Here is a 25,451-nt window from a genome sequence, read left to right as displayed (position 1 = left end):
GAGACCACCCGCGGCCTCCTGCATCACGCGGCCTTCAGCGCGACGTCGAGCTTGCCGGCGATGTAACGACGCTCCTGGGTCAGGCCGCCGAAGCCATAGGCATCGCCCTTGACCTCGTCGACATGGGCATAGGTCTCGGGATGCAGCGGTCCCAGGATCTCGGCCATGCGCTTGAACATGGCGGCGAGATAGGCCGCCTTCTCGTCCTTGGTGTTGGTGCCTTCGGTGACGTGAATGTCGAGCCAGTAGCTGGCAAGCTTCTGCTCGGCGAGCGACCGGCCGCCGGCGAACCAGTCATCGGCGTCGACCGACTTCACGATGATCGCAGTCACCTTTGGATCCTTGTGCAGGATGTTTGCCGTGAGCTCGGACACCGCGCTCGCGATCTCGGCCTTCAGCGCGGGCGACTGGCGGGAGGTGGTGTAGGACACGGTGATCAGGGGCATGGTCGTTCTCCTCAAGATGCTGCGCGGGTGTTGCGCGGCGTTGAGGAGAAGCTAGACCTTCGGCCTCCATTTTGGTATCTTATCTTTATTGATACCAGTGATAACGATCATTAATGACAACAACGCTCGACATCGCCACGGTCCAGGCCTTTCTGCTGGTCGCCGACCTCCAGAGTTTTACGCGTGCGGCCGAAGCGCTCGGCACGACACAGGCGGCGGTCAGTCTCAAGCTGCAGCGGCTGGAGACGCTGCTCGGAAAACGTCTGGTCGAACGCTCGCCCCGCGCGGTCCGGCTCACGGCAGATGGCGCCAGCTTCCTCGACCGCGCCCGCGCCCTGATGGCGGCACACGACCTTGCGCTATCGGGCGAGGCTTCCGCCACGCAGTCGCTCTCGCTCGGCATTTCCGATCACGCAGCGGGTCCGGAGCTGGTGCCGCTGCTCGAACGCCTGCACGCGATGTCGGCGAATCTCACCCTCGCCGTCACCATCGGCTTCTCGCGCGAAATGCAGGACGCTTACGACGCGGGCGAGCTCGATGCCGTGATCGTCCGCCAGGAAGGCAGCCGCCGCGGCGGCGAGAAGCTGGCCGAGGACGAATTTGGCTGGTTCGCATCACGGCGCTTCGCCCTGCCGAAGGGCGAAGCGCTGCCGCTTGCGACCCTCGCTCCGCCCTGCGGCGTCCGCGCCGTCGCCGTGCGCGCGCTCGACAAGGCTGGCCTGCCCTGGCGCGAGCGCTTTGTCGGCGGCGGTGTCACGGCGGTGGTCGCCGCCGCGCTCGCGGGACTGGCCATCGCGCCGCTGGCGCGGCGGATTGCACCGCCGGGACTGATCGACATCGGGCCTGCGCACAAGCTGCCGAAACTCGGCAGCTCGAAAGTGATGCTGCATTCGAAGGTCAGCGACCCCGCCAAGCTCGCGGCGCTGCGTGCGGTGGCGGCGACGTTCCGGAGTGCCGCCGCCTGACGTCCCTCACAAGATCGCGTCGAACGCACTGCGCAGCGTCTCGTGCCGGAATACAAAGCCGCGGCTCAGCGCCTTGTTGGGCAGCACGCGCTGGCCGCCAAGCAGAAGCTCGTCGGCAAAGCCGCCGCCGATGCGGCGGAGCAGGCCGCCGGGAATGCGGAACACGGCGGGCCGGCGCAGCCGGCGGCCGAGCTCCTCGGTGAACTTTGCATTGGTGACGGGGATCGGCGCGGTCGCATTGACCGGGCCGGCGAGATCCGGCGTCGCCAAGACATAGGCGATGAGGCGAATGAGATCGTCGCGCTCGATCCAGGACATCCACTGCCGCCCGGTGCCGAGCGGACCGCCGAGGCCGAACTCGAACGGCGTCAGCATGCGCGTGATGAATCCGCCTTCGGTGCCGAGCACGAGGCCGACGCGCAAATAGACCACGCGCACGCCGAGCTCCTCCGCTGGCCGCGCCGCCGTCTCCCAGGCTGCGCACAGTTCATGGCTGAAGCAGGCATGCGACTTCGCCGATTCCGTCAGCACCTGATCGGCCCACAGCCCGTACCAGCCGATCGCCGAGCCGCTGATCAGCACCTCTGGCTTGCGCGTGAGCCGCGCGATCAGCTTGACGACCTCGCCGGTCATGTCCGTGCGCGATCGCAGAATCTTCGCCCGCTTTGCCTCGGTCCACAGGCCGTTGCCGATCGGCTCGCCGGCGAGATTGACGATGGCGTCGATGTGCGTGTCTGCGGCGAGCTGATCGAGGCTGGTGATCAGCGTCACCGGCGGCGGCAGCATCTCGGCCCTGGCGGGATTGCGGATCAGCGCAATGACATTGTGCCCGGCGCCGCTGAGGCTCGCCGCAAGGCGGCTGCCGATGAAGCCGGTGGCGCCCGTGATCAGCACGGTCTTGCTAGCCGGCAGCTTCTCGACGAGCCCGGCCGCCGGCACACTGCGCATGCGGCCAAGCCGGCGCATCGCCGCAAAATCCCTGATACCGCAGAGCGACGCGCCGACCGCGCAGGCCGTGGCGGCGATGCTGAGCAAACCCTGATTGACGACGATCACGCCGAACGGCTGCATCGCCCAGTCGATCAGCACCGGCAGCAGCAGCACCAGGATGGCGCCGTAATTGATCGCGAGCAGCGTGTGATTGATGCGCTCGCTCGGCGGCAGCTTCCGGCTCAGATCCTCCTCGACGAAATCCATCAGCGTGATGACGATCTCGGCGACCAGAACGGCGACGATCAAGAGCGCCAGCACGCCATGGACCTCGAGCCAGCCGAGCAGCAGGAACAGCAGCGCATAAAGCATGTTGCGGATGCCGTGCAGCTTCAGCTCGAAGCGCTGCGACGGGCGCCAGGCCAGGCGCTCGGTGAATTCGTGGTGATAGAAGGTGTCGAACACGCCCATCGCGATCTGGATGGCGATGAGCGTCCACAACAGCGGCGTCATGACACGGTCTCCCTGAACAATGCGGACTGGTGGATCAGCGCGCCGTAACGCGGATGGATGACATCGAGGGTGAAGCGGAAGGCGCCTGCGCCGAGATCGCGGTGCGTCACGGCGAGATCGCCCGGCGTGAGCCATTGCGGCAGCGGGAGCCACAGGCGTCCGAGCTGGAGGCCGTAACCGGCGCTGCGGAAGGTCAACGTCTCGCCTTCGACCGCGATCCGCAGCGCCATGGAAATGCCGAAGCCGACATACTCTTCGAGCCCGGTCGGGCCGGCAAAACGCTTGGCGGAATGGATGACTTGCGGAAAGCCGCGCTTGCGCGCGCAGATGCGGGTCCAGGTCTGGCCACCCGTTGCCGCGTCCTCAGTGACCGTCACGATCATGGGAACGCCGATGTCGCGGCCGGTCGGCAGCGGCCCGCCGATCATGCGCACGGCTTGCGCGAACCACCAGCCGATCTCGCTGAACGAGACCTCGTCGACGACGCCGACATAGACCACGCTGTCGCCATCCGCGACACGCTTGGAAAAGCGCCGCCAGGTCGCAAGCGGCAGGCGGCCCCAATCCTCGTCCGGCAGCAACACGTGGAAGCGGCGGTCGTCGAGCAGTTTTGTGTGGGCGGATGTCGATGCGCTGGTGCCTGGTAGTCGAGCCGACGTCATCGCACCCTCCTCGAACCTATTTGACCTTGCCCAGCGGCAGCAGGTTGGCGATCTTCTCGCCAAGCTTCATCAGCGCGACCAGCCGCGGCCGCGGCACCTTCAGCATCTGCATGAACCAGTGGTCGGCGAGCTCGGTGAAGGCGAGCATCTCGTTCAACCGCTTACTCGCGACCGGATTGATGGTGGAATCGCCGGCGGCGTCGGATACGCAGGCCCTGAGCGCCGCGATCGCCGGATCGAGCTCCCGCTCCTTGCGGCGCGCGGCGATGCGGGCTGCGACCTCCCAGATGTCGGTCTCGGCCTCGTAATGGTCGCGGCGGTCGCCGAGGATCGGCACGCGCCGGATCAGGTTCCAGGCCAGCAGCTCCTTCAGCGAGTTGGAAACGTTGGAGCGCGCCATGCCGAGCACCTCGGCAATGTCCTCCGCCGTCATCGGCGCCTCCGCCAGATAGAGCAGCCCGTGGATCTGGCTGACTGAGCGGTTGACGCCCCACTGATCCCCCATGTCGCCCCAATGCAGGATGAAGCGCTCGACGGCGGCGGGGAGTTTCTTCTTTCCGGTTATTTCTGTCATAACAGAAATGTCTGACGGGACCGCTCCCCTGTCAAGGGGGTGCGATCGGCATACGCGGCGGGAGATTTGCCTAAAAATATCCCATTTGCCGGGAACCATTTGACCTTTCCGGCGTTTGCCCCGGTCGAGGCGGGGTCCCGGAATGGTCGAAAAGTTCAGTCAACAGAGAGACTTGTTCGAGAGCGAACGCAGTTTCCGGCTGTTGGTTGAGGGAGTCGCGGACTACGCGCTCTACATGCTCGATCCCCAGGGGATCATCACCAGCTGGAACATTGGCGGCGAGCGTATCAAGGGTTATTCGCCCGAGGAGATCCTCGGCCAGCATTTTTCCCGCTTCTACACCGACACCGACCGCGCCAACGGCAGGCCGGCGCGTGCGCTCGGCATCGCCAGGGAAAAGGGCCGCTACGAGGAGGAAGGCTGGCGCGTCCGCAAGGACGGCACGTTCTTCTGGGCGAGCGTCGTGATCGACCCGATCTACGAGGACGGCGAGTTGGTCGGATTCGCCAAGATCACGCGCGACATCACCGAACGCCGCAACGCGCAGATCAAGCTCGAGGCGATGCACAAGCAGCTCGCCGAATCCCAGAAGTTCGACGCGCTCGGGCAACTCACCGGCGGGGTCGCGCACGACTTCAACAACCTGCTGATGATCATCAGCGGCAGCCTCCACATGCTGAAGCGGAGCGCCGACGACGAGACCAAGGTCCAGCGCGCCATCTCGGCCATCGAGACCGCCGCCAAGCGAGGCGCGGCGCTGACCAACCAGCTCCTCACCTTCGCGCGGCGGCAGAGCGTCAATCCGCAGGCGATCGACTTTGCCGAACGCATCGCGGCGATCCGCGAGGTGCTCGATGCCGGTGTCGGCAGCTCCGTCCGCCTGACCCTCGACGTCGGCCGCGACATTTGGCCGATCACGACCGACGTCTCCGAGCTCGAGACCGCCCTGCTCAACCTCGTGATCAATGCCCGCGACGCCATGCCCGACGGGGGCACGGTGACGATCGGCGCACGCAATGTCGTGCTGGACGAGGCGCCCTTTGCCGGCGACTACGTTGCGATCGACGTCGTCGACACCGGGCTCGGCATTCCCTCCGACGTTCTCGACAAGGTCTTCGAGCCGTTCTTCACGACCAAGCCGATTGGAAAGGGCACGGGCCTCGGCCTTTCCCAGGTGCACGGTTTCGCCCATCAGGCTGGCGGCACGGTCAGGGTCGCAAGCGAGCTCGGCAAGGGCACGACGTTCACCATCCTGCTGCCGCGCGGCGAAGACACTCCTCTGCCCGAGGCGCCGGGGGCGGCGGCGTTCCACGGCAGCGGCACGGTGCTGCTGGTGGAGGACAATCCGGACGTCGCTCTCGTCAGCACCGGCCTTCTGGAGCAGCTCGGCTACCAGGTGCGCCGGGTCGCGGACGCCGAAGCCGCCTTGCGCGAGATCGAGAAGAACGGCGTCGACTTCGTGTTCTCGGACATCGTCATGCCCGGCAAGATGGACGGCCTCACCCTCGCCCATCATCTCCGCCAGCTTCGCCCCGGTCTGCCGATCCTGCTCGCCACCGGTTACAGCGACGTCGCCGCCGGCGTGCTCGGCGACTTCCCGATCCTGCGCAAGCCGTACGAGATCCACGAGCTGAGCGAGGCAATCGCCAAGCTGCCGAGGTGAGTTTCTCTTCGCCTCTCCCCGCGTGCGGCAGCGCAATCGCCCATGAGCGGTCCCGCCTGTGGCCATTCTTCGAGACGCCCGCCCTTGGCGGGCCCTCGGGATGCGGACCGAATGCTCGGCCGTCGTTTCAACGCGCAACAATTGCTTCTTAGCCTCATCCCGAGGAGACCGCGAAGCGGTCGTCTCGAAGGACGAGGCGCGCTCAGCTCTGCGCAAGCGTGGGGAGCGAGACGGCTCACCTACACCGTCGGCAACACCGAGAACGCCTGCCCTGCCATGCGCAGGTTCAGCTCATCCACACTTGCCGTCTCGCTGGTCACGCTGTCGACGCGCGAGGACGGCGGGCCGTGACGGCAGAGCGCGACCATGTCGGCGACATGCTTCGGCGCTCCCGCGAACAGCGCTTCCACGCTGCCGTCGCGGCGGTTGCGAACCCAGCCTTCGAGCCCGCTCGCCGTCGCCTGGTACTCGACCCAGGCCCGATAACCGACGCCCTGCACGCGCCCGCGGATCACGACCTGAAGGATCGCCCGGCTCATTTTTTCAGTCCGAGAAGATCGGCGCTGCGCGCCTTGACGTCGGCCTCGCGCATGACGCGGGCCGTCAGCTCCGAGGATGCGAGGCCCTTGAGGTTCTTCGGCGGCGTGCCTTCGCGCAGCGCGGTCAGCGTCGCGTAGACGGCCTGCGTCGCCGCGGCGATCGGCGCATGCCCCTGGAGCGCGATGCGGACGCGCTGGCGGGCGAGATATTCGAGCGCGCTCAAATCCTCCGGCGCCCCGCCGAGCACGATCGGCAGGCGCGTCGCGGCGGTGACCGCCTCGAGTTCGGCGCGCGACTTGATGCCGGTGAAGAACAGCGCATCGACGCCGGTGGCCTCATAGGCCTTCGCACGCGTGATCGCATCCTCGATCGAGGTGATCGAGGCAGCGCCCGTGCGGCCCATGATGACCAGCGAGGGATCGCTGCGGCCGTCAAGCGCCGCCTTCACCTTGCCGACGCCCTCCTCCAGCGAGACCAGCTGCGTCTTCGCCTCGCCGAAGGCTGCCGGCAGCAGCGTGTCCTCGATGGTGAGACCGGCGGCGCCCGCCGCCTCCAGCTCCTGCACCGTGCGGCGGACATTGAGCGCGTTGCCATAGCCGTGATCGGCATCAACCAGCACGGGGAGCGCGGAGGCACGCGACATCCGGCGCATCTGCTCGGCAAGCTCGGTAAGCGTGATCAACGTGATGTCGGGATCGCCAAGCACCGCGAGCGAGGCGACCGAGCCGCCAAACATGCCGATGGGAAAGCCGAGATCCTCGGCGATGCGGATCGAGATCGCGTCATAGACAGAGCCCGGATGGATGCAGGCGGGGCCCGACAGGACGGAGCGAAGTTTCTCGCGGCGGGAACGAAAGGCCATGGTGCTGTCTCGATTGGGTCACGGAGGCCGCAACATACTCCGTCATTGCGGGCAACGGAAATATGGCACTCTCGTGCCCCGGACGCAGCGCAGCGCCCCTTCAGCGATGCGCTGCAGAGCCGGGGCCCATGCTGCTGAGTGATCCGCTAACGATCTGGGTCCCGGCTCTGCGAAGCAACGCTAATGCGTTGCATCGCGTCCGGGACACGAGTGTGGGCTTACTTACGCAAACTCCAGGATCAGCGCGTCCACCGCGAGCGTCGCGCCGGCGCTGGCGTGGATCTTCTTCACGGTGCCGTCCTGCTCGGCGCGCAGCACGTTCTGCATCTTCATGGCTTCGACCACGGCGAGCGTCTCGCCGGCCTTGACCTCCTGCCCCTCGCTCACCGCGATCGAGACCACGAGGCCGGGCATCGGACACAGCAGCTTCTTGCCGGTGTCGGCGGCCGTCGTCACCGGCATCAGCCGCGCGGAGGTCGCTTCCGTCTCGGTCCAGACATAGACCGGCACCTCGACGCCCTGATGCGCCAGACGAATGCCGTTCGGGATCGGCCGCGCCTGCACCGCGACGAAGTGGCCGTCGATGGTGCCCTGCCAGACCGGATCGCCCGGCTTCCATGGCGAGGCCAGCAGATGCACGTTGCCGGCCTTGCCCTCGGCGTCGACGAAGCGGATCGCGATGGCCTCGCCCTCGCGTCCGACCTCGAGCTGGATTTCCTGGCGGTCGAGCCAGACCGCGCGACGCCGCTCGCGCTGCACGACGCGGCCGCCCATCTGGCCGGAGATCTGCCGCTTGCGCTCACCGAGCACATGATCGATGGCGGCGCCGACCGCGGCGATGCGCCGGGCGACCTCGCCTTCGGGCACGCGCACCGCAAAGCCCTTGGGAAACTCCTCGGCGATGAAGCCGGTCGACAGCCGGCCCTCGCGCCAGCGCGGATGATGCATCAGCGCCGACAGGAACGGGATGTTGTGCCTGATGCCGTCGACATAGAACGAGTCCAGCGCGGTCGACTGCGCCTCGATCGCAGCGGCACGCGAAGGCGCATGGGTGACGAGCTTGGCGATCATCGGATCGTAATGGATCGAGATCTCGCCGCCCTCCTGCACGCCGGTGTCGTTGCGGATGGTAATGCCGTCCTTGCTGGCTTCCGCCGGCGGGCGATACTTCACGAGCCGCCCGATCGAGGGCAGGAAGTTGCGGAACGGGTCTTCGGCGTAGAGTCGCGATTCTACCGCCCACCCCGTGAGCGTGACGTCCTTCTGCGCAATGGCGAGTTTCTCGCCGGCGGCAACGCGCAGCATCTGCTCGACGAGATCGACACCGGTGACGAGCTCGGTGACGGGATGCTCGACCTGCAGGCGCGTGTTCATCTCGAGGAAGAAGAAGCTCTTGTCCTGGCCGGCGACGAACTCGACGGTCCCGGCGGAATCGTAATTGACCGCCTTGGCCAGCGCGACGGCCTGCTCGCCCATCTTGCGGCGGGTGGCCTCGTCGAGCAGCGGCGACGGCGCCTCCTCGATGACCTTCTGGTTGCGACGCTGGATCGAGCATTCGCGCTCGCCGAGATAGATCACGTTGCCGTGCTTGTCGCCGAGCACCTGGATCTCGATGTGGCGGGGATCGACGATGAATTTCTCGACGAAGACGCGATCGTCGCCGAACGAGGCCTTGGCCTCGGCCTTGGCGAGGTTGAAGCCTTCGGCGACCTCGGCCTTGGAATGCGCGATGCGCATGCCCTTGCCGCCGCCGCCGGCGGAAGCCTTGATCATCACGGGATAGCCGATCTCGTCGGCGATCTTGACGGCGTGCTTGTCGTCCTCGATGACGCCGAGATAGCCCGGCACGGTCGAGACCTTGGCCTTGGCGGCCGCCTTCTTGGATTCGATCTTGTCGCCCATCGCCGCGATCGCGCCGGGGTTCGGACCGATGAAGACGATGCCGGCCGCCTCCAGCGCGCGCGGAAACGCCTCGCGCTCGGACAGGAAGCCGTAGCCGGGATGCACGGCCTGCGCGCCGGTCTTGCGGCAGGCCTCGACGATCTTCTCGATCACCAGATAGCTCTCGGCCGCCGCGGGCGGGCCGATCAGCACGGCCTCGTCGGCCATCTCGACATGGAGGGCATCGCGATCGGCCTCGGAGTAGACCGCAACCGTCTCGATTCCCATGCGGCGAGCGGTCTTGATGACCCGGCAGGCGATTTCGCCGCGATTGGCGATCAGAATGCGTTTGAACATGCTTTTCTTGAGTCTCGACCTTGGGCGGGACCCTTCCCTGGCCGTTGGGGCCTTTGGGACGGGCCGTGTGGCTCCCGTGGTACAACAAAATGGGCCGGAGGCAACGGTCTAAATCCGGCCGGTCTGGCGTACCAGCGCAAGACCGAAACCGGCCTGACGAGCCCACGGGCGACCTACGGCTTCCCGGGCCTCGACAGGGACTTGGCGACGTCCCGCACCAGGCCGTGGATGAACCCCAGCTTGCCGACCACCGCGGGCGACAGGATGAAGGGATAGAGGTCGCGCAGACCCATGGCGCGGTTGACGCTGTTCATGGCGAAGGTGAAGGGCAGCCATGCGTCGATCAGCGCCTGAACGTCCCTGGCCTCGTAGGGGTTGAAACGGATACGTGCCGTCAACTCCCCGTCGCGGTCGACCTTGGGCCGCACCTCCATGCCGAACTCGCTGGCCATCTCCAGGGTGTCGACGATGTGGAGGTAGTGCGCCCAGGTCTCGGCGAAGTCTTCCCAGGGGTGCATGGTGGCATAGGCCGAGACGTAGCTCTGCTGCCAGTCCGGCGGCGCGCCTTCGGCATAGTGACGCTGCAGGGCCTGGCCGTAATCGATGGAATCGTCGCCAAATACCGCGCGGCATTCATCGAGCTTGCCGCCGCCCTGCACCAGCACATCCCAGAAATAGTGCCCGACCTCGTGGCGGAAATGCCCGAGCAGCGTCCGATAGGGCTCGCCCATCTCGAGCCGGCGCCGCTCGCGCTCGATGTCGTCGGTCTCGGTGAGAGCGATCGTGATCAGGCCGTTGTCGTGGCCGGTCATGACCCTCTCGCCGCTCTGCGGATCGTCGGCGAGGAAATTGAAGATCAGACCGTGCTCGGGGTCGTCTTGCCGGGTCCGGAGCGGCAGCTTCCAGCGGATCAGGGAATACAACAGACGGTGTTTCGCCACCTCCAGCTCGCGCCAACCGGCAAGCTGGGCGGGGTCCGACAGATCCGGCACGATGCCGTTGTGGCGGCAGGCGCGGCAATAGCCGTTGCCTTCGCCCGGATCCGTCAGCCAGTTGCAGGCATCGTACTCGGCATTCCGGCACAGCATGCGGCTTTCGCCCTTGTCGGCCAGGACCCTCCAGGCCTCGCCGTCGGGCTCGATGGCCGACATCGTCTCCTTCTCGGGCAGGAAGGCGACGCGGTGGCCGCACCGTTCGCAGGCGCGGTTCTCGAAATAGAGGACGTTGCCGCAGGACTGGCAGACAAACAGCTTCAAGATTTATCCTCTTCGAAAAGAGAGTCTTATCGATGGGCGCCGGGGCGCCTCGCGAAGACGCGTCCGCCGGTGCATCGTTCCAATGTCCGGAACAAAATGCCAGACCGGGCATTGCCTGACTGCAGTTTTCCTCGTTTCGGCTCGCCGCCGGCCTTTCCTGACAGCCTATTTTCTCTAAGCAATGGTCATCACGCCCCGTCTGTGTGAATATCGGTCCGGCACGTGCGCTCCCGCATCACAACGGCCGATGCCTTGAACGATCCCTTGCCCGAGACCATTGCCGCCGAAAGGCTGCGCCAACACCTCGAAGACGTTGCGCGCGAGCGCGACAACGCCTATCGCGCGCTCCAGGAGCGCGAGGCCGAGCTGGCGCGCATCCAGCGCATCGGCAAGGTCGGCGGCCTCGAGGTCGACTTCCGCGAAGGCTTCAAGAACCACCGTTCGCCCGAATATCTGATGCTCCACGGCCTGCCGCCGGAAGCGGCCGGAGAGTCGCACGAGGACTGGGTCAACCGTATCCATCCCGACGACCGCGAAGCCACCGTCCAGCACTTCATCGACGCGCTCGCCGGCACCAGCGAAGACTACACCGCCGAATACCGCATCATCCGCCCCAATGACGGCGAGACCCGCTGGATCCGGGTCGTCGCCAAGATCGAACGCGGCACGGATGGCCGCGCCATCCGCCTCGTCGGCGCCCATATCGACATCACCGACCAGATGCTCGCGCGCGAGACCCTGCGCGAGAGCGAGGAGCGCTTCCGGCTGATCGCCGACAGCGCGCCGGTGCCGATCTGGGTGACCAAGCTCGACCGCACGCGATCCTTCGCCAACCAGGCCTATGTCGACTTCGTCGGCCTGCCCTACGACCAGGCCATCGCCTTCGACTGGCGCAAGGTGCTGCACCCCGACGACCTGCCGCACGTGCTGCAGCAATCCGTGCAGGGCGAAGCGTCCCTCAAGCCCTTCGTGCTGGAAGCGCGTTACAAGAACGCCAGCGGCGAATGGCGCTGGCTGCGCTCGGAATCGCAGCCGCGCTGGGACCCCACCGGCAAGCATATCGGCTTCATCGGCGTCGCCCACGACATCACCGTCGCCAAGCAGGCCGAGATCGAGCTGAGGCGGCTCAACGAGACGCTGGAAGAGCGCATCGCCGAGCGCACCGCCGAGCTCGAATCCAACGAGGCGCGGCTGCGCGCGATCCTGGAGACCAGCAACCAGTATCAGGGCCTGGTCAATCTCGAGGGCGAACTGCTTTACGCCAACAAGACCGCGCTCGACGGCATCAAGGCGAGCTTTTCGGACGTGATCGGCAAGCCGCTGTGGCAGACGCCCTGGTTCAGCGCGACGGAGGGCATGAGCGCGCTGGTGCACGAGGCCTTCCGCACCGTGCTCAAGGGCGAGGCCGTGCGGCTGGAGATGCGCCTGCGCCTTCCCATCGGCGAGCGCGATTTCGACTTCGGCATGCGCCCCGTGCTCGACCGCCACGGCAACATCACCGGCGCCGTCCCTGAAGCCGTCGACATCACCGAGCGCCGCCGCGGCGAGGAAGCGCTGCGGCAATCGCAGAAGATGGAAGCGATCGGCCAGCTCACCGGCGGTGTCGCGCACGACTTCAACAATCTCCTCACCATCATCCGCTCGGCCACCGATTTCCTGCGCCGCCGCGAGTTGCCGGAAGAGCGCCGCCGCCGCTATGTCGACGCGATCTCCGAGACGGTCGAGCGCGCCTCAAAGCTGACGGCCCAGCTCCTGGCATTCGCGCGCCGGCAGCCGCTGAAACCCCAGATATTCAACGTCGGCAGCCAGGTCGAGGGCGTCGCGCAACTGGTCCGTCCGCTGGTCGGCGGCCGGATCGAAATAGCGGTGGAGATCCACGATGCCGACTGCTTCACCGTCGCCGACATCGCCCAGTTCGAGACCGCGCTGATCAACCTCGCCATCAACGCCCGCGATGCCATGGACGGCGAAGGCCGCCTCACCATCGCCGTGCGCAAGGTGCAGGGCATCCCGAGCCTGCGCGCACAGTCGGCCCGCGGCGGCGACTATGTCGCCATCTCCGTCACCGACACCGGCAGCGGCATCGCCCCCGACCATCTCGATTCCATCTTCGAGCCGTTCTTCACCACCAAGGAGGTCGGCAAGGGCACCGGCCTCGGCCTCAGCCAGGCGTTCGGCTTCGCGAAACAGTCCGAGGGCGACATCGCGGTGACGAGCACGCAAGGCGAAGGCGCGACCTTCACCATCTACCTGCCGCAGGCCCAGAGCCCGGCCGCCGAGACGGAGGCCGCGGCGCTGACCAGCGAGGCCGCCACCACCGGGCGCGGCTACCGCGTGCTCGTGGTCGAGGACAATGACGATGTCGGCCAGTTCTCGACCGAGCTGCTGGAAGATCTCGGCTACGTCGTCCGCCGCGTCGCCAACGCCAATGCGGCGCTTGCCATCCTCGGCGAGAACGAATTCGCCGTCGACCTCGTGTTCTCCGACGTGATCATGCCCGGCATGAACGGCGTCGAGCTTGCCGGCATCATCCGTGAGCGCTATCCCGGCCTGCCCGTCGTGCTCACCTCCGGCTACAGCAACGTGCTCGCCGAAAACGCCCATCGTGGCTTCGAGCTGATCCAGAAGCCGTATTCGGTGGAATCGCTCTCGCGCATCCTGCGCAAGGCGATCACGGAGAAGCTGTCGGTGGCGCGGTGAGCATTGAAGCGGCACGATGCTGGTCACAAACTCCGTGATTGCAACGGACAGGACGACATGAAACCTGCCCTCCTCTCCGCCTGGCAGACCTGGGCGTTGCTGTCTGCGTGCTTCGCCGCACTGACCGCGATCTTCGCCAAGGTCGGCGTCGAGAACATCAATCCGGACCTCGCGACATTCATCCGCACCATCGTGGTGCTCATCGCCTTCTCGGTGCTGCTGTTCTTCACCGGCCAGTTCGCGGTGCCGTCGGCGGTCTCATCGAGGACGTGGCTGTTCCTGGTCCTGTCCGGACTCGCGACCGGAGCGTCCTGGCTGTGTTACTTCCGGGCCCTGAAGCTCGGGCCCGCCACGCTGGTGGCGCCGATCGACAAGCTCAGCGTCGTGCTGGTCGCCCTGTTCGCCTTCGCCTTCCTCGGCGAGCGTCCGACCGGCCAGGGCTGGCTCGGCATCGCCATGATCGGTGCCGGCGCGGTGCTGCTGGCGGTGAAGCTGTGAGGCCCCGATTCTCGATCTGGCGCGTTCACTAGCGCATGCGCTCGCTTCGCTCCCGACTGCTTGCATTGTGGATCATGCTGGTGGTGTCCGGCATTGCCACCGGCTATCTGCTGTTCGAATCCTTCCAGCAGACCGCGAATGCGCGGCTGGCGCGCTCCGAGGAACTCGCCGCGCGGGCCTGCCGCGAACTCGCCGATCGCTACCAATTCTTCGTCACGGGCTGGAGCGGCGGCGAGATCGACGATCCCTTGAAGCAGCAGCTTGCGGCGGTGGTCCAGAGCGCGCTCTCCGGTGCGGCCGGCGTCGAGGGCGGCATCTGGCAGGCAGATGCGGGCTCCCTCGCCTACGCATTTCCGACCTATGAAGGCACCGGACCGAAGACCGACCTGCCCGCGGCCGAGCTCAACACCATTCGCGACGTCAATGCCGAAGCGCAGCGATCCGGCCGGCCCTCCTCGATCCGGCAAAGCGGCCGCTCACAAGTGCTGATCGTTCATGCCTGCCCGCTGCGCGGCCCGCTGACCGGCGTGACCGGATGGACCATGACGCGGGCCTTCACGGCGGAGGGGCCGGCCTACAATCAGCTGCTGGCCGGACTTCTCTTGCTTGCCTTCACGATTTTTGGCTCGGCCGCGTGGCTGGCGCGCGTGCTCTATGTCTGGTCGCGCAAGATCAACCGGATCGAGGCAGCTCTGGACAACCCCCATGCAGGCACAATCGACCTGCCGACATTGCCGCGGACCGGCGCCCCCGAGCTGGATCGCCTGGTCGATGCGCTCAACGGCACCGGCGAACGCCTGTCCCTGGAGCGACGCCGCGCTGCCGCCGCCGAGCGGCTCGCGGCGCTTGGCCGTATGTCGGCAGGGCTGGCGCACGAAATCCGCAATCCCATCGCCGCAATGCGGCTGAAGGCGGAGAATGCGCTGGCAGTCGCCGACGGCTCGCGCAGCGAGGCGGCCCTGACCTCGATCCTGGAGCAGGTCGACCGCCTCGACATCCTCCTGCGTGACCTCCTGGAGATGACCCAGGCGCGTGAGCCCCGGCATGCGGAGGTCGATCTCGAAACTTTTCTGGCGCGCACGGTCGAAACTCATCGCGACCTCGCCGGGGCCCGGAACATCGCGCTGACGGCCGGAACCGGGCCCGCTTCGTCGCCGTTACCGCAGTTCGATCCGCTCCAGATGCAGCGGGCCCTGGATAATTTGATCATCAACGCCATTCAGAATACGCCGGCAGGCGGCAAGATCAGCGTGGACGCGCGCCGGAGAGACGACATGTTGCTGCTTCAGGTGTCAGACAGCGGTCCCGGCATCCCCGACGAGCTGCGCGAGCGCCTGTTCGAGCCGTTCGTCACCGGGCGTGCCGACGGGACCGGCCTCGGGCTCGCCATCGTCCGCGAGATCGCGCGCAATCATCGCGGCCAAGTCCGCCTGGTCCGCTCCGTCGGCGGCGCCGAATTCGAGATCGAGGTGCCATGGCAACCGTCCTGATCATCGACGACGACCGCGCCCTGCGCGAAGGTCTCGCCGAGGCGCTCGGCGATCTCGGCCATACACCTCGTCTCGCTGCGTCCGGCCGCGAAGGTCTGGCGGCGCTGGACGAGGACATCGATGTGGTCCTGCTCGACCTGCGCATGCCGGGCGGCATGGATGGGATCGAGGTCCTGCGCCGGATCCGTGCGAACGCAGGCGGGCCGCTTGTCGTCGTGCTGACCGCGTTTGCCAGTGCCACCAACACGATCGAAGCGATGCGGCTCGGCGCCTTCGACCACCTCAGCAAGCCGATCAGTCGCGCGGAGCTGCAAGCCCTGCTGGAGCGCCTGCCCCAGCGCCTGCCGGCACCCGTGGCTCCGCAAGACGATGGCGAGGACGGCCTGATCGGATCGAGTGAGCCGATGCGCAGCGTGCAGAAGGCGATCGGTCTTGCTGCCGACAGCGACGTCATCGTGCTGATCCGCGGCGAGACCGGCACCGGCAAGGAGCTGGCGGCGCGCGCGCTTCACAATCACGGCAAGCGCAAAGACGGTCCCTTCGTCGCGGTCAATTGTGCGGCGATTCCCGAAGACCTGCTGGAAAGCGAGCTGTTCGGGCATGTCAGGGGATCCTTCACCGGCGCGACGGCGGACCGCTCCGGCGCCTTCCGCGACGCCGCTGGCGGTACGCTGTTTCTCGACGAGATCGGTGACATGCCGCTGCCGATGCAGGCGAAGATCCTTCGTGCCCTGCAGGAACGGGTGGTCACGCCGGTCGGAGGCAAGCCCGTGCGCACCAATGCGCGCGTCATTGCCGCCACCCACCGCGATCTCGCCAGGCTCGCAGCAGCCGGAGACTTCCGGGAGGATCTCTATTACCGGCTCGATGTGGTGCAGATCCCGCTTCCTCCGCTACGCGATCGCGTGGCGGACATCGTGCCGCTCGCCCGGCACTTCCTCGCGCGCGCGGGAGCGAGCAACGGCCGTCACAAGCAGCTCAGCGAAGCCGCGATCGAAAAGTTGCAGCGCCATCCCTGGCCCGGCAACGTCCGCGAGCTGCGCAACGCAATCGAACGCGCCTGCATCATGACACGCGGGGACGTGATCGAAGCGGAGGACATCGACACCGCCGCGAATTCGGCAGCGGCAGCAGGCCCAGCCCCGGACGATGCCGATCTGCCTGCGGCGGTCGCCCAGCTCGAGAAGCAGATGATCGAGCGCGCACTGGCAACCTGCGCCGGCAATCGCACGGAGGCGGCGCGTCGTCTCAACATCAACCGCCAGCTGCTCTACACCAAGATGCAGCGCTACGGTCTTGCCGAGGCGTCAGAAAAGCTGACGGACCGTGTCGGCAAAGACGACGCCTGATTGCGCAGGCGCGGCCAAAACTCCTTTCGGATCAATCATCGTGCGACTGGCACATCGCTTGCTGAACCCAGCGTAAGCGACGAGGTCGCGATATCGACAGGAGTTGTTCCATGAAAACGACACGCATGCGCGCGCTGTTCTGGGTGCTGCTGGCCACCACGGCGATCGGCAGCGGGGCCGCCGCCTATTCGCAGGCCCGGGATCCCATGTGGGATTCATCGCAGCTTCCGGAATCTCGCGGGACCGTGAAGCAGTACACGTTGACGCCGCGCGGCGACGTCGACGGCGTCATTCTCACCGACGGCACCGAAGTGAAGCTGCCGCCGCATCTCAGTGCCCAGACGGTGTTTGCGATCCGCCCTGGCGACCAGGTTTCGGTGCGCGGCTTGCGCGCCCGCGCCATCCCGCTGGTCGACGCGGCGTCGATCACCAATGTGGCGACAGGCAAGAGCGTCGTCGACAACGGCCCGCCGGACCGGCGCGGTGCCAATGACGACCAGACCATCAGCGGCCGCATCGCCCTGCAATTGCACGGCAAGCGCGGCGAGGTGAATGGTGTCGTGCTCGATGACGGCACCACGCTGCGCCTGCCGCCTCCGGAGGCGGAGCGCGTGCAGGACCAGCTCGCTCAGGGCCGGAGCATCTCGGTACGCGGCGACGTCCTCGATACCCCCCTCGGCAAGGTCGTCGACGTGCGCGCGATCGGCGCCTCGCCGGAGCAGATGACGGAGGTGCGCGGCCCTCGCCCGCCCGGACCGAAGGACGGTCCGGATCGTCGCGGTCCTCCGCCGCCGCCGCCCCCGGGCTTCGGTCCGCCGCCCCGCGGCTAATTCGCGATTGACGTCAACACGAAGAGGTACACCATGCACTGGATCGATCCCGACAGCCTGCCGGAGACCGCAGGCACCTTTGAGCGCTTCGTGCTCAACCCCCACGGCGAGGTCGACGGCTTCGTCTTGAGGGACAAGAAGACGGCCGTCCTCGTTCATACGCCGCCGCATATGGACGCGGAACTCACCCGCCATCTCAAGCAAGGCGAGACGGTTCGCGTCCGCGGCGTGCGGCCGCGCGTCGCGGCCCTGCTGGCCGCCGTCGCGGTGATCACCGCGAGCGGACGCGAGATCGTGGACAACGGCCCGGACCACGACCGCGAGCATCCCAAGGTGAAGCGCGCCCCGATGGCGGCGGAGGGCACGGTCGAGCTGTCGCTGTTCGGCCCCAAGGGCGAGCTGCGCGGCGCGCTCCTCTCGGACGGCACCGTGCTCCGGATCGGGCCGAAGGAAGCCGAGCACGTTGCAGTTCTGCTTGCGCCCGGTGCCGTGGTCGCGGCGCGCGGCGACGGCGTTCAGAGCAAGCATGGACGCGTGATCCATGTCGACGAGATCGGACCGGATGAAGACCAACTGAAGCGGATCAAGAAGAAGGACAAGAAACCCGGGCCCGGCCACCCGCACGCCCGCGCGGCCTGACGGGACGCTTCAAGGACGCCTGGCGAGGAAGGAGGGATTCATGTCGGACACGCATGAGAAGGCTCGGGCCGGCCGCGCGCTCGATGCCGCCAATTTCTTCCTCGCCGACGTCCGCGACGGGCTCGGCCCTTATCTTGCCGTCTATCTTCTCACCGAGCAGCATTGGGACGAGGCGCGGATCGGCCTCGTGATGTCGATCGCGACCATCGCCGGCATCGTGGCGCAGACGCCGGCCGGCGCGCTGGTCGATGCGACCCGCGCGAAGCGAACGGTGATGGCGGTTGCCGCGATGCTCGTGACTCTCGCCTCGTTGTCGCTGCCCCTATTCCCGAGCTTCCTGCCGGTCGCGATCTCGCAAGGCATTGCGCAGGCGGCCGGCGTCGTTTTTCCGCCGGCGATTGCCGCCGTTTCGCTCGGCATCTTCGGACATCGCGCCTTCACCAGACGGATCGGCCGCAACGAAACCTTCAACCATGCCGGCAACGCCGTCGCGGCGGGCCTGGCCGGACTATCGGCCTACTGGTTCGGACCGACGGTCGTGTTCTATTTGCTCGGCGGCATGGCTATCGCAAGTCTCGTCAGCATCCTCGCCATTCCCGAACGGGCGATCGACCACGATCTCGCGCGCGGGCTGGACGGAGCGAATGACGCCGAGCAACACGAACAGCCTTCGGGGCTGAAGGTGCTGCTGACCTGCCGCCCGCTGCTCGTCTTCGCCATCTGCGCGCTCCTGTTTCACCTCTCCAACGCGGCGATGCTGCCGCTGGTCGGGCAGAAGCTGGCATTGCAGGACAAGAATCTCGGCACCAGCCTGATGTCCGCCTGCATCGTCGCCGCGCAATTGGTGATGGTGCCGTTCGCCATGCTGGTTGGCGCCAAGGCCGACACGTGGGGACACAAGCGCTTCTTCCTTGCTGCCTTGCTGATCCTGCCGATCCGCGGCGCGCTCTACACGCTCTCGGACAATCCGTTCTGGCTGGTCGGCGTGCAGCTGCTCGACGGCGTCGGCGCCGGCATCTTTGGCGCGATCTTTCCCGTCATCGTCGCCGATCTCATGCGCAACACCGGCCGCTTCAACGTCGCGCAGGGCGCGGTCATCACCGCCCAGAGCATCGGCGCGGCACTGTCGACGACGCTGTCCGGCTTCGTCGTGGTCGGCGCGGGCTACAGCGCGGCGTTCATCAGCCTCGGCGCCGTCGCTGCGATCGGCGCCGTCATCTGTCTCGTTGCCCTGCCGGAAACGCGGCATGGCGCACGGGGGGAGACAGCGGCGCCGGCATCCGCTATCGCTGCCGAATGAACTCATCTCACGTCAAGGACTGAACGTGCCGTCTGACGCCATCTGGGCCTGGAGCATCATCGTCGTCGCCACCGCAGGCGTCATCATCCGCCCCTTTCGCCTGCCCGAAGCGATCTGGGCCGTGATCGGCGCGGTCGCCCTGGTGCTCGCAGGCCTGCTTCCGTGGCAGGATGCGCTTGCCGGCGTCGAGAAAGGCATCGACGTCTATCTCTTCCTGATCGGCATGATGCTGATCGCCGAGCTGGCGCGGCTGGAGGGCCTGTTCGATTATCTCGCCGCGCTCGCGGTGGAATATGCGGCCGGGTCACCGCAGCGGCTGTTCCTGCTGATCTATCTCGTCGGCACGCTCGTCACCGTGCTGCTCTCCAACGACGCCACCGCCATCGTGCTGACGCCCGCCGTCTATGCGGCGACGCGCGCAGCCGGCGCCAAGCCGCTGCCCTATCTCTTCGTCTGCGCCTTCATCGCCAATGCCGCGAGCTTCGTGCTGCCGATCTCCAACCCCGCCAATCTCGTCGTGTTCGGCGCGCGCATGCCGCAACTGACGGAATGGCTGCGGCTGTTCGCCCTGCCCTCGGCGGCTTCGATCCTGCTGACCTATGTCGTGCTGCGCCTGACCCAGCACCGCGCGCTGAAGCAGGAGACGATTGCGCGCAGCGTGCCGCATCCCAGGCTCGGCCGCGGCGGCAAGCTGACCGCCGTCGGCATCGTCGCGATCGGCATCGTGCTCGTTACGGCGTCGGCGCTGGACCGGCAGCTCGGTCTGCCGACCTTCATCTGCGGCAGCGTGACGGCCGTGATCGTGCTGCTGCTCAGCCGGCAATCGCCATGGCCGGTGCTGCGGGGCGTGTCCTGGAGCGTGCTGCCGCTGGTCGGCGGACTCTTCGTCATGGTGGAGGCGCTGATCAAGACCGGCGTGATCGCGCAGCTCAGCGCACTGCTGCACCAGGCGGTGGCCCACTCGGTGCCGCAGGCGGCCTGGAGCGTCGGCATCGCCACCGCGCTCGCCGACAACATCGCCAACAACCTCCCCGTCGGCCTCGTCGCCGGCTCGGTCGCCGCCAGCGATCATCTGCCGGCGCCCGTCGTCAGCGCCATCCTGATCGGCGTCGATCTCGGCCCCAACCTGTCGGTAACCGGATCGCTCGCCACCATCCTCTGGCTGGTCGCGCTCCGCCGGGAAAGGATCGAGGTCGGCGCCTGGCCCTTCCTCAAGCTCGGTATGCTGGTAACCCCGCCGGCCCTGATCGCGGCTTTGGCGGCGGCGATCCGATAAACGTGCGCTCTTTGCGGCGCATCAATGTCGCTGCGGTGGCAGGAGCTATACTTCAACTTGTCGCGCGGCCTCATTGGGCGCGGCAAGGAGGTTCATCATGCAGTTCCAGTCAAAGGCGTTGCCACAGAGTTCTTTCCTGCGTCGCTCGTATCAGAGCTTCATCGCACCCAGCCAGAGCGGGGCTGAAACGTCCCACCCGTTGCTGCTTCTCACCGTCGTGGTGCTGGTGACCCTGTTTGCGATGGTCGAGATCGACCTGCACAGCGCCCAGCTTCAGGCGCTCGGCCTGCTCGGCCATGGCACTGGAATCGACCCGGTCTTCCTGAGCCCGTAGTCACCGGCGCCGAACCTCCCGAGGCGGGACCCGATCGCGGCCGGAGCCGCGACCGGGCAGCGCTTCATCAGTCGTTCTCGTAGCCGTAGACTTCCGGCAGGATGAAGATTGCGGCGAGCAATCCGATCACCGGGAAGATCGCGACGAACAGCGTGGCGTTGGCCTGCCCGATCGCGGCGAACAGCGTCGGGAACAGGAAGATCGCCAGGAACGACGGCAGCTTCACGAACATGTAGGCGAAGCCGCTGGCAGTGCCGCGGTATTGCGGCCGGGCGACCATGGTCGGGATGGTCATGCAGTTCGACGCGTCCCAATAGTGGCCCCAGAGCATGCCGGCGGCGGCGAACGGCAGCAGCATCTTGTTGTCGGTGTAGAGCGCAAACGCGGCAACCAGCAGCGACACCAGCACGATCGAGAAGCCCGCGATCGCGATGCCGCGATGGCCGATCTTCGGCGTCAGCAAGGGTCCGACCCAGCCCGACAGGGCCGCGAAGGAGAACAGCGCCATCGTCACCAGATTGATGCCGAGCACGCTCGACACACCGACCATCACGAACAGCACCGGCAAATAGAACGCGAAGGTCGAGAACTCGCTCGCCTGGGCGAAGCAGGCGATCCAGCCATACAGCGTGGCGCGCCAGCGGATCGGATCTTTCTTGAGGTCGGCGAGGAAGGCACGGGTGCTGGTCTTGGGAACCGCGACATCCTGGTCCGGCAGCATGTCGAGATTGTCGTTGAACATCTCGCGCGCGACCTGCTTGGCCTCGCGGTAGCGCCCCTTCTGCACCAGCCACACCGCCGTCTCCGGCACGTCGTGGCGCATCAGAAGGATGATCAGCGCCGGCAGCGCACCGAGGCCGAGCGTCACGCGCCACAGCGTCTCGTGGTGGATGTCGAGCAGCAGGAAGATCACGATGACGCCGATGGTCAGCACCTCGCCGACGGCGAACATGAACTGCCAGCGGTTGCCCATGACCTCGCGCTCACCCTTGGCCATGGATTCCATGATGTAGGTGTAGCCGGTCGAGATGTCCGAGCCGAGCGGGATGCCGAGCAGGAAGCGGATCACGATGAGCCAGGTGACGTCGGGCACGAAAGCCTGCGCCAGCGCCAGCACGATGAACATCACCATCGTGACCAGGAACATGACGCGGCGACCGATCTTGTCGGACAGCCAGCCGCCGAGCAGTGCGCCGATCAGCGCGCCGCCCTGCGTGCCCGCCGCGGCAAGGCCGAGCATCAGCGGATCGGGATTGTACTGCTCCTTGATGAAGATCAGCACGAAGGCGATCGAATAGAGGTCCCAGGCCTCGACCAGGATCGAGGCCATCATCAGCCAGCCGACCTTGTTGCCCTTGGGACTGTAGTTGGTGATGAGGTAGCGGACCGCGGCTTCGCTCGCGGTCGGTTGTGGCATCGCCATCGTTGTCATGCTTGGTCCTCTCTTCAAAACTCTACGTGCCGAGCAGCGGCTCGATGCTGCAATCGAGCAGGCGCGGGTCGATCCCCGCCTCCATGCCCGTGAATATCTCGCCCATGTAGTCGATCAGCCCGTCGCTCGCCTTCACCGCGTCCTCGACGCGCCGGCTGGCCACCGCGGCGAGAATGGCGAGATGTCGATCGATCGTGCCCGACAGATCGGCCTGCCCCGGCATGAAGCGGTGGTGGATGTAGCCGATGCGCCGGTACAGCGTGTGCAGCGGCCGCAGCGTGTGCACCAGGAACGGCTCGCCAGCGGCTTCCAGCACCAGCGCGTCGATGCGGCGGTCGATGTGGTTGAATTCGTCGAGGGTCAGGCTGGCGCGGCGCTCGCGCAAGAGACGCTCGATATGCAGGGCCTGATTGCGATGCGAGAGGCTGGCGCGATCGGCCGCAAGGCGGATCACGAAACGCTCCATGTCGCGGCGCAGACCGAGCAGCATGCGCTCGCGCGCAAGATCGATCGGCGCGATGTGCAGACCGTGACGCGGGCGAATGATGATGAGCGTATCTGCGGAGAGACGATTGACCGCGTGATGCACCGGCGTGCGCCCGAAGCCGGTGATCTGCTGCAATTCCAGCATCGTCATGAACTGGCCGGGCTTGAGCTCGCAATGAACGAGGAGCTCTTCGATCCTCAGGTAGGCCAGCTCGAAGAAGTTGAGACGGTTGCGGCGGGAGGGCTTGCCCTCGCCGTCGTCCTCGTTTCTCACCACCTCGAGCGTGCGCTTGCGCCGTGCCATGTTGTCCTCCCCGTCGGCCTGCGTTGTCCCCCCCGCAGGGCGGCGCCTTATTTGTGACTGGCTTAAAACATGTTGTGATATATTACAAGCAGGCGTAAGACTTTCGCGCGACTTGCAACATGTTGCAGCGCAAAATGAGACGTCAGGCGCGAGGCGCCGGTGATGGGAGGATTGTTGCCGTGAAGATCACGTCGATCGAGACGCTGCGCACCGAGGAATTTTCCAACGTCATCTGGGTGCGCGTCCACACCGATACCGGCGTGATCGGGCTTGGCGAAACCTTCTACGGCGCAGGCGCCGTCGAGGCGCAGATCCACGACACCTTTGCCGGCCGCCTGCTCGGCCGCAATCCCCTGCACATCGAGGCCATCCATCGTGACATGCTGAACCTGCCGATGGCGCAGTCCTCCACCGGCGTCGAATATCGCGCGGCCTCCGCGATCGACATTGCGCTGTGGGACCTGTTCGGCAAGGTCTGCAATCAGCCGGTGCACCAGATGCTCGGGGGCCTGTGCCGCGACAAGCAGCGCATCTACAACACCTGCGCCGGCACCCAATATGTCCGCTCCACCAATATCAGCCCGGTCTCGAACTGGAATCTCGGGGCGTCCAAGGGGCCTTATGAGGATCTCGACGGCTTCATGAACCGCGCCGACGCGCTGGCCGAGAGCCTGTTGGAGAGCGGCATCTCCGCGATGAAGATCTGGCCGTTCGATCCGGCGGCGCAGGAAAACAAGGGCCTCTACATCACCGCCGCCCAGATGAAGCAGGCGATCGAGCCGTTCGAGAAGATCCGAAAAGCCGTCGGCGACAAGATGGAGATCATGGTCGAGCTCCACTCGCTGTGGAATCTGCCGACCGCCAAGCAGATCGCGCGCGCGCTCGAGCCGTACAAGCCGACCTGGTACGAAGATCCGATCCGGATGAACTCGCCGCAGGCGCTCGCCGAATACGCCCGCTCGACCGACGTCTGGGTCTGCGCCAGCGAGACGCTGGGCTCGCGCTTCCCCTACAAGGACATGCTCGACCGCGACGCCATGCACGTCGTGATGGCGGATCTGTGCTGGACCGGCGGCCTCACCGAGGGCCGCAAGATCGCGGCGATGGCCGAGACCTATCACCGTCCCTTCGCCCCGCATGATTGCATCGGGCCGATCGGCTTCATCGCCGCCATCCACATGTCGTTCAGCCAGCCCAACACGCTGATCCAGGAATCGGTGCGCGCGTTCTACAAAGGCTGGTACAACGAGCTGGTCACCACGATGCCGACCATCAAGGACGGCTACGTCTTCCCGATGGAAGGTCCCGGCCTCGGCGTCGACCTTCTGCCCGCCGTCTTCGACCGCTCCGATCTGATCGTGCGCCGCACCAACGTCTAAGGATTCTCGCGATGAGCACCTCCCTCTTCGATCTCTCCGGCCGTACCGCGCTCGTGACCGGCTCCTCGCGCGGGCTCGGCCGCGCCATCGCCGAGGGCATGGCGAAGGCAGGCGCGAAGATCATCATCAACGGCGTCGATCCCAAGCGGGTCGAACAGGCCGTCGCCGAGTTTCGCGCCGCCGGGCATCAGGCCGAAGGCGCCGCCTTCAACGTCACCGACGAGCCCGCGATCGTTGCCGCCTTCGACGATTTCGACAAGAAGGGCCTCGCCGTCGACATCCTCGTCAACAATGCCGGCATCCAGCACCGCAAGCCGCTGGTCGAGTTCACCACCGACGAATGGCGCAAGGTGATCGAGACCGACCTCACCAGCGCCTTCGTGATCGGCCGCGAGGCTGGCAAGCGCATGATCCCGCGCAAGCGCGGCAAGATCATCAATATCGGCTCGCTCGGCAGCGAGCTCGCCCGCCCCACCATCGCGCCCTACACCGCGGCCAAGGGCGGCATCAAGAATCTGACCCGCTCGATGGCGGTGGAATGGGCCCAGCACGGCATCCAGGCCAACGCGATCGGTCCCGGCTACATGCTGACCGACATGAACGAGGCGCTGGTCAACAACACCGATTTCAACAACTGGCTGATGGGCCGCATCCCCTCCAAGCGCTGGGGCAAGCCGGACGAGCTGGTGGGCGCGGCAATCTTCCTCGCCTCCGACGCCTCCACCTACGTCAACGGCCAGATCATCTATGTCGATGGCGGCATGATCGCCGCGATGTGATCGCAG

General features: G+C 66.4%; 23 protein-coding genes. 13 read left to right on the top strand and 10 right to left on the bottom strand.

The annotated features are described in order from the left end of the window. Positions 1-23 precede the first annotated feature (23 nt). Positions 24-446: a tautomerase family protein gene (locus tag CO669_RS06230; protein ID WP_097658856.1), complete on the bottom strand. Its 423-nt coding sequence runs from the start codon at positions 444-446 to the stop codon at positions 24-26. A 113-nt stretch (positions 447-559) separates the two neighbouring features. Between CO669_RS06230 and CO669_RS06225 the strand changes: the two genes are divergently transcribed. Further along, positions 560-1,411, top strand: a complete 852-nt coding sequence (locus CO669_RS06225; protein WP_097658855.1) for a LysR family transcriptional regulator — start codon at positions 560-562, stop codon at positions 1,409-1,411. 6 nt (positions 1,412-1,417) lie between these two features. Here the strand turns inward: CO669_RS06225 and CO669_RS06220 are convergent, their stop codons facing one another. Genes CO669_RS06220 through CO669_RS06210 form a run of 3 tightly spaced genes read right to left on the bottom strand, consistent with a single transcriptional unit; the run spans position 1,418 to position 4,090 of the window. Further along, the gene (locus tag CO669_RS06220) at positions 1,418-2,854 is read right to left on the bottom strand and encodes a TIGR01777 family oxidoreductase (protein ID WP_097658854.1); all 1,437 of its coding nucleotides are present in this window, start codon (positions 2,852-2,854) and stop codon (positions 1,418-1,420) included. Continuing rightward, positions 2,851-3,516, bottom strand: coding sequence for a DUF4166 domain-containing protein (locus CO669_RS06215; RefSeq protein WP_097658853.1), 666 nt, complete (start codon positions 3,514-3,516; stop codon positions 2,851-2,853). The genes CO669_RS06220 and CO669_RS06215 overlap by 4 nt, the downstream gene beginning before the upstream one ends. Before the next feature lie 16 nt (positions 3,517-3,532). After that, positions 3,533-4,090, bottom strand: a complete 558-nt coding sequence (locus CO669_RS06210) for a GbsR/MarR family transcriptional regulator (protein WP_097658852.1) — start codon at positions 4,088-4,090, stop codon at positions 3,533-3,535. Positions 4,091-4,232: 142 nt separating this feature from the next. Between CO669_RS06210 and CO669_RS06205 the strand changes: the two genes are divergently transcribed. Then, on the top strand, positions 4,233-5,753 hold the full coding sequence (locus CO669_RS06205; protein WP_097658851.1) for a PAS domain-containing hybrid sensor histidine kinase/response regulator family protein: 1,521 nt from the start codon (positions 4,233-4,235) through the stop codon (positions 5,751-5,753). 239 nt (positions 5,754-5,992) lie between these two features. On the opposite strand, the gene CO669_RS06200 is transcribed toward CO669_RS06205, so the two are convergent. From CO669_RS06200 to CO669_RS06185, 4 genes are all read right to left on the bottom strand, one after another. Then, entirely contained in the window at positions 5,993-6,292 is a 300-nt protein-coding gene (locus CO669_RS06200) for an acylphosphatase (RefSeq protein ID WP_097658850.1), read from the bottom strand. Next, positions 6,289-7,155: an isocitrate lyase/PEP mutase family protein gene (locus CO669_RS06195; protein WP_097658849.1), complete on the bottom strand. Its 867-nt coding sequence runs from the start codon at positions 7,153-7,155 to the stop codon at positions 6,289-6,291. Before CO669_RS06195 ends, CO669_RS06200 begins: the two co-directional genes overlap by 4 nt. A 222-nt stretch (positions 7,156-7,377) precedes the next feature. Further along, positions 7,378-9,393 carry an acetyl-CoA carboxylase biotin carboxylase subunit gene (locus CO669_RS06190; protein WP_097658848.1) on the bottom strand — a complete coding sequence of 672 codons (2,016 nt, stop codon included), beginning with the start codon at positions 9,391-9,393 and terminating at the stop codon, positions 7,378-7,380. Between the two features lie 173 nt (positions 9,394-9,566). Then, the gene (locus CO669_RS06185; protein ID WP_097658847.1) at positions 9,567-10,649 is read right to left on the bottom strand and encodes a zinc-binding metallopeptidase family protein; all 1,083 of its coding nucleotides are present in this window, start codon (positions 10,647-10,649) and stop codon (positions 9,567-9,569) included. A 222-nt stretch (positions 10,650-10,871) separates the two neighbouring features. Here CO669_RS06185 and CO669_RS06180 point away from each other — a divergent pair, with 222 nt between their 5' ends. The 9 genes from CO669_RS06180 (at position 10,872) to CO669_RS06140 (ending at position 21,065) form a co-directional block, all read left to right on the top strand. Beyond that, complete coding sequence (locus tag CO669_RS06180) at positions 10,872-13,349, top strand: hybrid sensor histidine kinase/response regulator (protein ID WP_097658846.1); 2,478 nt, start codon at positions 10,872-10,874, stop codon at positions 13,347-13,349. 57 nt (positions 13,350-13,406) lie between these two features. Beyond that, the gene (locus CO669_RS06175; RefSeq protein ID WP_097658845.1) at positions 13,407-13,847 is read left to right on the top strand and encodes an EamA family transporter; all 441 of its coding nucleotides are present in this window, start codon (positions 13,407-13,409) and stop codon (positions 13,845-13,847) included. Positions 13,848-13,882: 35 nt separating this feature from the next. Continuing rightward, positions 13,883-15,337, top strand: a complete 1,455-nt coding sequence (locus tag CO669_RS06170; RefSeq protein WP_097658844.1) for a sensor histidine kinase — start codon at positions 13,883-13,885, stop codon at positions 15,335-15,337. Further along, on the top strand, positions 15,322-16,686 hold the full coding sequence (locus CO669_RS06165) for a sigma-54-dependent transcriptional regulator (protein WP_097658843.1): 1,365 nt from the start codon (positions 15,322-15,324) through the stop codon (positions 16,684-16,686). Before CO669_RS06170 ends, CO669_RS06165 begins: the two co-directional genes overlap by 16 nt. Positions 16,687-16,796: 110 nt before the next feature. Continuing rightward, a complete protein-coding gene (locus CO669_RS06160) occupies positions 16,797-17,516 on the top strand; it encodes a hypothetical protein (protein ID WP_097658842.1) in 720 nt (239 codons plus the stop codon). Between the two features lie 33 nt (positions 17,517-17,549). Continuing rightward, on the top strand, positions 17,550-18,155 hold the full coding sequence (locus CO669_RS06155) for a hypothetical protein (protein ID WP_097658841.1): 606 nt from the start codon (positions 17,550-17,552) through the stop codon (positions 18,153-18,155). 40 nt (positions 18,156-18,195) lie between these two features. Then, positions 18,196-19,455: an MFS transporter gene (locus CO669_RS06150; protein ID WP_097658840.1), complete on the top strand. Its 1,260-nt coding sequence runs from the start codon at positions 18,196-18,198 to the stop codon at positions 19,453-19,455. Between the two features lie 25 nt (positions 19,456-19,480). Further along, complete coding sequence (locus tag CO669_RS06145; protein WP_097658839.1) at positions 19,481-20,731, top strand: arsenic transporter; 1,251 nt, start codon at positions 19,481-19,483, stop codon at positions 20,729-20,731. 97 nt (positions 20,732-20,828) lie between these two features. Further along, positions 20,829-21,065: a hypothetical protein gene (locus CO669_RS06140; protein WP_097658838.1), complete on the top strand. Its 237-nt coding sequence runs from the start codon at positions 20,829-20,831 to the stop codon at positions 21,063-21,065. A 67-nt stretch (positions 21,066-21,132) separates the two neighbouring features. Here the strand turns inward: CO669_RS06140 and CO669_RS06135 are convergent, their stop codons facing one another. Beyond that, positions 21,133-22,497 carry an MFS transporter gene (locus CO669_RS06135; RefSeq protein ID WP_097658837.1) on the bottom strand — a complete coding sequence of 455 codons (1,365 nt, stop codon included), beginning with the start codon at positions 22,495-22,497 and terminating at the stop codon, positions 21,133-21,135. A gap of 22 nt (positions 22,498-22,519) precedes the next feature. Continuing rightward, positions 22,520-23,287: a GntR family transcriptional regulator gene (locus tag CO669_RS06130; RefSeq protein WP_097658836.1), complete on the bottom strand. Its 768-nt coding sequence runs from the start codon at positions 23,285-23,287 to the stop codon at positions 22,520-22,522. A gap of 179 nt (positions 23,288-23,466) precedes the next feature. Between CO669_RS06130 and CO669_RS06125 the strand changes: the two genes are divergently transcribed. Further along, positions 23,467-24,666, top strand: coding sequence for a mandelate racemase/muconate lactonizing enzyme family protein (locus CO669_RS06125; protein ID WP_198963862.1), 1,200 nt, complete (start codon positions 23,467-23,469; stop codon positions 24,664-24,666). Positions 24,667-24,677: 11 nt separating this feature from the next. Then, positions 24,678-25,445 carry an SDR family oxidoreductase gene (locus CO669_RS06120; RefSeq protein WP_097658834.1) on the top strand — a complete coding sequence of 256 codons (768 nt, stop codon included), beginning with the start codon at positions 24,678-24,680 and terminating at the stop codon, positions 25,443-25,445. Positions 25,446-25,451 lie beyond the last annotated feature (6 nt).

It is taken from the genome of Bradyrhizobium sp. Y36, assembly GCF_002531575.1.
Lineage (GTDB): Bacteria > Pseudomonadota > Alphaproteobacteria > Rhizobiales > Xanthobacteraceae > Bradyrhizobium.
This window is presented reverse-complemented; position numbering and strand designations above follow the sequence as displayed.